This window comes from Mesorhizobium sp. M0968 (assembly GCF_040319065.1).
Classification (GTDB): Bacteria; Pseudomonadota; Alphaproteobacteria; order Rhizobiales; family Rhizobiaceae; genus Mesorhizobium.
The window spans coordinates 82,128-89,534 of record NZ_JAMYNL010000022.1 but is presented as its reverse complement, the minus strand read 5'-3'; the positions used below and the strand labels follow the sequence as shown (position 1 = coordinate 89,534).

The window sequence follows — 7,407 nt, the reverse complement described above, 5'->3', positions numbered from 1 at the left end:
AGCATTTTCCAGGCGCCAAGACCTTCATCACCATGATGAACATGGGATCCCCGACCAATCCGGATTTTACCAACACCTACAATCCGGCCAACACGCATATCGACTATTTTGGAATAGACCCCTATCCGGTGCGCACGGGAACGGACACGGTCGACTACGACATGATCGACCGAGCCGTGGCTGCAGCGGTGAAATCCGGCATCCCGATCAGCAACATCGTTCCGGTCTATCAGGCCTTCGGTGGCGGCAATTGGGAGACTTCCGATGGCGGCAGACAGGTCATGCCCACCGCCGAACAGATGCAAATCATGATCGATCATTGGGCCAAGCTGGTTCCGTCACCCGCCTTCGACTATACCTACAAATGGGGAACGCAGAACGGCGACACCGCATTAGAGAGCTCTCCGGAACTACAAGCCGTTTTCCGGGAGCACAACCTCGCAACGACTGGGACCGAACCGCCTCCAGTCGACACAAGCGACACCTTGTATGGCACCAGCGGCGACGATGTGTTTCACGGCGCCGGCGGCCACACGATGATCGGCTATGGCGGCAATGACACCTATTATGTCGATGACATCCGCGACAAGGAGATCGAGGCCGCGGGCGGCGGTACCGACAAAGCATTCGCCTCCGTAAGTCATGCGCTTGCGGCCGGATCGGAAATCGAACTTCTCGCCACCAACAGCCCGTCCGGCACCACGGCGATCAACCTGACCGGCAATGCGTTCGCCCAGACTATCCAGGGCAATGCCGGCGCCAATGTCATCAACGGCGCCGGTGGGGCCGATACGTTGGTCGGCTATGGAGGCAATGACACCTACTATGTAGACAATGCCGGCGACAGGGTGTTCGAGGTGGTGGGCGGTGGTACCGACAACGTGCTCGCCTCGGCAAGCTTTGCGCTTGTGCACTCGGCAGGCTCTCAGGTCGAGCTTCTTGCCACCACAAACCCCTCCGGCACCGCAACAATCAATCTCGTCGGCAATGAGTTCGCCCAGACGATCCAAGGCAATGCCGGTGCCAATTACATCAACGGTATGGGTGGCGCCGACACGCTGACCGGCTATGGTGGCAATGACACTTACCTCGTCGATAATGCCGGCGACAGGGTGGTTGAAGCGGCCGGCGGCGGCGGCGACAGAGTATTTTCCTCGGTGAGCTATGCTCTTTCGGCCGGCTCGCAGGTCGAGCTTCTTGCCACCACAAGTCCTTCAGGTACGGGAGCAATCAATCTCACTGGCAACGAGTTTACCCAAGCCATCCAGGGCAATGCCGGCGCCAATGTCATCAATGGTGGCGGCGGTGCTGACATCTTGACCGGTAACGGAGGCAATGATGCCTTCGTGTTCAACAGCGCTCTTGGAGCCGGCAATATCGACAAGGTCACCGACTTCAACAAGCTCCAGGACAAGATCCAGCTCGACGACGCCGTTTTTGCCGGGCTTAAATTGGGCGGCCTTTCATCCGACGCTTTCTTTGCTGGCACGGCTGCGCATGATAGCTCCGACCATATCATCTACAACAGTTCAACAGGAGCGCTCTCTTTCGACAGCGACGGGATCGGTGGCGCAGCTCAAATACAGTTCGCCACTCTCTCTCCAGGTCTGTCGCTTACGGCAGGTTCGTTCCTTGTGATCTGAACGACCCGGAACGGCGGACCTTCAATTCGAGACGGTCCGCCGCTTTATCTTTGTTCAAGCACCGGATTTTTCCAAAGCGGGATGCCCATTTCTGGCTGATGCTCAACCTTCGTCACCCAGCGGGTTCGAGTTGTGTGCGTCAAGTTCAGCAAAATGGCGTGGCATTGCGGTGACGTCGGCGTGTCCGCCGCGCAGCCCCCGTGTTTAGCGGAGCGGCGGACACATGACGGTGCTCAGGCGGCCAAGGCCCTCAGGCTCTCCAGCTGGGAACCGCCCTACTCTCACCTTTTGGGCGGTTTCCTAAATTGATTTGATCTCGATCACGGAGATCTGCCGACCGATACCAGGTGACGAGCGCGCAGATGCCTACGAATTGTCCACAGCTAATTGGTTGGGCAGTGAAACTGTGGAGGGGCCCGGAGTCAGAGGTTAACGTCATTTTGAATTTCCGTACGAAAGTTGACGTCTAACGCATTAAAATCTATAAATGTATAGCCATTATAAAAATATCGAGGAACTTCAAAAACTACAGCGCCTTCAAAATAAAGTCGCAATTATGGCATCATTCTGACATCAGAAGACAATAAGCATCTTGTCCTAAGTCGCTGCTGTCAAAATAAGTCACAATCCGTGCAGCATTCCTACAAACGGTCAATGATTCTATCGACGGGTGTCTGTATGTGATTTGGCGCTAATATACGCCGTCTGTAGGTAGACGCCGGGCGCTATCGAAATCAGAAAAAGGAATATTGGATGGCAACTCTGCATTATACGTCGGGTGGATCCGCCACCGAAATCGCAACTGCCGGCTTCAATCTGGCTGACGTTCAGTACGCTTCGCAAGTCGACGCGTTGCCGGACGGCATGAAGGGTCTGGTGTACCTCAACGAGCACGAGGGCGTAACTTCATCCTTCATCGAGAAAATGACCCCCTTCCTCGGCAATCCGAATGTGTTCGGATTCTATCTGGTTGACGAGCCCGATCCCACGGGCAGGTGGGGCACCTATGCAACCGCCGAGAACCTGAAGGCGGAATCCGACTGGATCCATGAGCATTTTCCAGGCGCCAAGACCTTCGTCACCATGATGAATATGGGATCCCCTACCAATCCGGATTTTACCAACACCTACAATCCGGCCAACACGCATATCGACTATTTTGGAATAGACCCCTATCCGGTGCGCACGGGAACGGACACGGTCGACTACGACATGATCGACCGAGCCGTGGCTGCAGCGGTGAAGTCGGGCATCCCGATCAGCAACATCGTTCCGGTCTTCCAGGCCTTTGGCGGCGGCAATTGGGAGACTTCCGATGGCGGCAGACAGGTCATGCCCACCACCGAACAGATGCAAACCATGATGGATCATTGGGCCAAGCTGGTTCCGTCACCCGCCTTCGACTATACCTACAAGTGGGGAACGCAGAACGGCGATACCGCGCTTGAAAGCTCCTCGGAACTGCAAGCCGTTTTCCGGGAACACAACACCACTACCGCTGCGGCCTCAGACATCACCAGCAGCGACAGCAGTGCTGCTGCGCCCGCGTCCGACGCCGCCACCAGCGATAGCAGCTCGACTGTGACTGCGCCTTCCCATGCCGCAACCGGCGATAGCAGCTCGACTGCGACCGCGCCTTCCCATGCCGCCACCGGCGATAGCACCAGCGATGGCAGCTCGACCGCGACGGCACCTTCGCACCTCATCGCAAGCGATGGCAGTTCGACTGCGACCGCCGCCGGCGCCACCACGAGCGATGGCAGCTCGACTGCCGCCCCTTCCCATGCCGCCACCGGCGATAGCACCAGCGATGGCAGCTCGACCGCGACGGCGCCTTCGCACCTCATCGCAAGCGATGGCAGTTCGACTGCGACCGCCGCCGCCAGCGCCACCACGAGCGATGGCAGCTCGACTGCGACCGCCCCTTCCCATGCCGCCACCGGCGATAGCACCAGCGATGGCAGTTCGACTGCGACCGCCGCCGGCGCCACCACGAGCGATGGCAGCTCGACTGCGACCGCCCCTTCCACCGGCGATAGCACCAGCGATGGCAGCTCGACCGCGACGGCGCCTTCGCACCCCATCGCAAGCGATGGCAGTTCGACTGTGACCGCCGCTTCCCCCTCCGACCGCGGCGGTTTTCACGCTCTGACCGATCTGTTCGGCAGCAACGACACCAGCCATGATACTGCCGGCGACAAGGGAGGCAGCAGCGTTGACCGGGTGCTGGCCGCGTTGAGCCCCGCGCTTTCGTCCGGCTCGGAGCTTGCCGCGACCAGCAGCCCATCCGAGAAAACGGCAACCAGCCTGACCGGCCACGGGTTCGCCCAACTGCTCCAGGGCAACGAAAATGCCGGCGCCGGTGTCCACAAGAGCGCCGTCGCCGACCTGACATCCGGTCACGGCAACGATGCCTTCGACTTCAGCAAGCTTCAGGACAAAGTCCAGCTCGACCACTCCGCGCTTGCCGACCTCAAGTCGGGAGGGCTTTCATTGCATACGTCCCCTGCTGTTACGGCCACGGATGATGGTTCCCACCACATCATCTTTGACAGCTCAACCGGGTCGCTCTCTCTCGACAGCGACGCGGTCGGCGGCGCAGCTCAAGCGCAGCTCGCTACCCATCTCCCGTTGCAGCATCACTCTTTGATCTGAAAACCGGAGCGGCGGACCTTCAACTCGAGCGTGTCCGCCGCTCCGTCCGTGTTCAATTGCGCCACGGAAGCTTGACTAAGAAAAATGCGATATCGGCAGACATCAGAGAGATCGAAGTTGGTCGCATTATCGCCAATGCGAATTCCGGATTCACCACACCCTACGCAGTCTCGGCAATATTCAGCACTGCGTCGATCTCGGCCATCACCGTTTCCGGCAGCGGCCCTTTTTCCAGCGCACCGAGATTGTCCTCGACCTGCTCGGGCCGCGTGAAGCCGGGAACTGGCAAGGCGATTGCCGACTTGGCGAGTATCCAGCCGAGCGCGCCTTGCGCAAGCGTGCGTCCGCCCGAGGTGAGCAGGTCGCGGATTGCCGAGAGCCTTGACAGATAGTCCGGGTTGGCGGCGCCATCCCTGAAAAACACCATCCATTCGGCATTCCCGCCGCGCACATCGTTGGTGGGCAGCCGCATGGCCGGCGTGTATTTGCCGGTGAGCAGCCCCATTGCCAGCGGCAGCCGGCTGAACGAGACGAGGTTCTCGCGCGCCGCAACGGCCATCAGCTCGTTCGCCGGGGTAAACACATTGAAGTCGTTCTCTACGGCGACGAACCCCTCGCGCGGCGCGTAGACGGCAAGCCGTTCGCGGTGATCGGTGCTCCAGCCGAAGCCGCCGATCTTGCCCTCCTGGCGCAACAGGCCGAGCGTATCGAACACCTCGCCGGCGCGCTCGATCGGATACTCGTTGATATGTAGCAGCACGACGTCGATACAATCCCGCTGCAGGCGCTGCCGCGAATTGTCGATCGAGGTCCGGATTGCCGCGGCAGAGGCATCCTCGGGTGCGATCTTACGCGTTTCGGGATCGCCGAAATAGCCGACCTTGGTGACGATGACGGCTTCGTCCTTGCCCCTCAACGCCCGCCCGAGGATCAGTTCGGCATTGCCGGCGCCGTAGGCGGCAGCCGTGTCGAACACCCGCGCGCCGATCTCATAAGCCATCGCCAGCGCGGCTTGCGACCTGATATCGTCGACCTCGCCATAGACTGTCGCCGTGTCACGCCAGCGCGCGGGGCCACCCGCCGCCCAGGTGCCGATGCCGATGCGCGGTACCGAGCGGCCATCCCAAAGCATCATCATCTGCATGCCCGGCTCCTCAATGACGCAAGCTGGCGTGGCGGGCACGCTCGCGGATCTCTTCGCGAGAAATGCCGGCATCCGCCAGTGTGCTGTCCCGGGCCTGCCTCAAACTCGCAAGCGTCTGGCGATAGGCAATCTGTAACGCGCAAGATCAGATGGCATCAGCCCCCTAATCCTGGGAAAAGGTGATAATTGCCGGGAACAGCCGCGAGAAGCCCGGAAAACAAGGCGTTCAGCGGTAACAGCCGGGGCCAGAAAGCCCGGTGGCCAGAAAACGGCCGCGCAACTTCACTTGGCACCAAAACGGCCGGCGGGCCGACCGCGCGCAAGATCAGATGGCACCACTTAGATCGGGCAAAAGCCCGGAAAACAAGGCGTTCAAACTTCATCTGAGGGGCTGGAGCGCCGGCGACAAACTCCGAAACGACTTCGGAGTTTTGAAAACAACGCCCATCAGCCGGAAATCGGTAACGAGATCAGAGAGTTGCCCCGTAACCACAGCTCAGGACGAGGCGACCGAACTCCGAAAGCTTCCCGCGCCCGAATTTCCCGCTGGCTGGGAGAGCCCTCGGCTACGCGTCATCTAGCCATAGCGGCAATCAAGTCCGCAAACTTTGCCTGATCGTCCTCGTCGAGCTTTTGAAGGAGCGGCAAGATCACTGCAGCGATGCGTTGAGCAGAGTCGTCGAATGTCGCTTCCAGGCGGGAATGAATTTCGCCATTCATGCTGTTGCCGCTCTTATTACGCGCATCGGCCAGACGTGCCTTCAGTTCCGGCGTCATATGAAGATTGTGGCGCTCGCGCTCCGGGCTCGACTCGTCTGTTTGCTTCGGCGGCATGGCGCCGATTTTATGGCGGAAACCCAGGCGACTCGATATGGTGCAAAAAACATCGAAAAATGTGCAATTGATCCCCACTATCCACAGCCGATCGCTAAAGGTTGAGGGAAGCTGTTAAGCAGATACAGATGGTTGTAAGCGTCTCGTATTGGGACACCTCGGAGGCGCCCTAAGGGTACCTCGGCGAGGAATATCTTCCTGTATGGTTCTAAAATAATAACTAGGGCGGGTCACGGAAATTGGACGGGCAAGAAGCGGCGGGCAGTATCAACGTCAATCGGCGGGTAGCACTATCGGGGCTCTTGCTGGCGGCGGCGTCGATGGCAGGGAGCGAGGTAGGGGCTGCGGCGCCGCTGGACCGAATTCAGCGATGTGCCGAAGCGCTCGCTGAGGCCATGCATGCCGCCTATGGCGGCGAATGGGCCATCGATCATCAAAGCGCTTACGTAGCGGTTTCGCGCGACTTCTTTTGACGTTCGAACTGCTCAAGCTGAAATTCCGCGAAACTGATAACTCGATCCTGAAGCAGTAGTGGCGCTGCGGCTACGCGCGCGAACACGCTCTGTAGGCGACGTTCGTTCGGATCCTGAGGGGATCCGCGAAGCGTAGGATCTTCAAGGACGCCGTGCTCAAGGGCCAGCGTCCGAATCGCTTCCATTGCGTTCCCGCGTGGTTCCCGCCCCTTTAACCATCGCGAAATGTCATTTTGATTGACGCCCAAACGTCCCGCCAACCGGGCCTGCGTCCAGCCGGTAGCCTTCAATAGCGCCCTCAGAACGACCGGAACATCCATCGCCTCAATATGCCAGAAGGGATAATCAAAACCTAATCCCAATAGGGATTGACTTTTATCCCTGTTGGGATGAAATGCGAGCATGAACCAACTCCATCACATTCGATGCAACATATTTGCCATCACTCAGGTTGAAATGGCCGCCTTAGCGGGCGTTCGACAGAGCCAAGTCTCGCGCTGGGAAAGTGGTATCAGGCGCCCTTCATTGCGCGAGATGCAGCGCATTCGTGCGGCGGCGATCGGCCGTGGCCTGTCCTGGGATGACAGTTGGTTCTTCGAGATCCCCGGCGAGGCTGCCTGAGCCATGCCGAGCGCCCTTGCACGCATGCCGGAAATCC

7 protein-coding genes are annotated in these 7,407 nt (G+C 59.3%); 3 read left to right on the top strand and 4 right to left on the bottom strand.

Annotation, left to right across the window (positions count from 1 at the left end):
- Both NKH67_RS27090 and NKH67_RS27085 read left to right on the top strand, forming a co-directional pair.
- Positions 1 to 1,643 (top strand): calcium-binding protein (locus tag NKH67_RS27090; RefSeq protein ID WP_353032143.1); only part of this gene is annotated, 1,643 nt, incomplete at its 5' end.
- Positions 1,644 to 2,495: 852 nt separating this feature from the next.
- Positions 2,496 to 4,298 (top strand): calcium-binding protein, encoded by a 1,803-nt coding sequence (locus NKH67_RS27085; protein ID WP_352616396.1) that lies wholly within the window; start codon positions 2,496 to 2,498, stop codon positions 4,296 to 4,298.
- A gap of 160 nt (positions 4,299 to 4,458) precedes the next feature.
- Here the strand turns inward: NKH67_RS27085 and NKH67_RS27080 are convergent, their stop codons facing one another.
- The 4 genes from NKH67_RS27080 to NKH67_RS27065 all read right to left on the bottom strand — a co-directional run bounded on the left by NKH67_RS27080 (position 4,459) and on the right by NKH67_RS27065 (position 7,153).
- Positions 4,459 to 5,442 (bottom strand): aldo/keto reductase, encoded by a 984-nt coding sequence (locus NKH67_RS27080; protein WP_352474476.1) that lies wholly within the window; start codon positions 5,440 to 5,442, stop codon positions 4,459 to 4,461.
- Between the two features lie 10 nt (positions 5,443 to 5,452).
- Complete coding sequence (locus NKH67_RS27075) at positions 5,453 to 5,572, bottom strand: YjiS-like domain-containing protein (RefSeq protein WP_353032147.1); 120 nt, start codon at positions 5,570 to 5,572, stop codon at positions 5,453 to 5,455.
- Positions 5,573 to 6,015: 443 nt separating this feature from the next.
- Positions 6,016 to 6,354 (bottom strand): hypothetical protein, encoded by a 339-nt coding sequence (locus tag NKH67_RS27070; RefSeq protein ID WP_352452378.1) that lies wholly within the window; start codon positions 6,352 to 6,354, stop codon positions 6,016 to 6,018.
- 364 nt (positions 6,355 to 6,718) lie between these two features.
- Complete coding sequence (locus tag NKH67_RS27065) at positions 6,719 to 7,153, bottom strand: helix-turn-helix domain-containing protein (protein ID WP_352452377.1); 435 nt, start codon at positions 7,151 to 7,153, stop codon at positions 6,719 to 6,721.
- On the opposite strand from NKH67_RS27065, the gene NKH67_RS27060 reads away from it, so the two are divergent.
- Positions 7,152 to 7,370 carry a helix-turn-helix domain-containing protein gene (locus tag NKH67_RS27060; protein ID WP_352452376.1) on the top strand — a complete coding sequence of 73 codons (219 nt, stop codon included), beginning with the start codon at positions 7,152 to 7,154 and terminating at the stop codon, positions 7,368 to 7,370. The genes NKH67_RS27065 and NKH67_RS27060 overlap by 2 nt on opposite strands.
- Positions 7,371 to 7,407 lie beyond the last annotated feature (37 nt).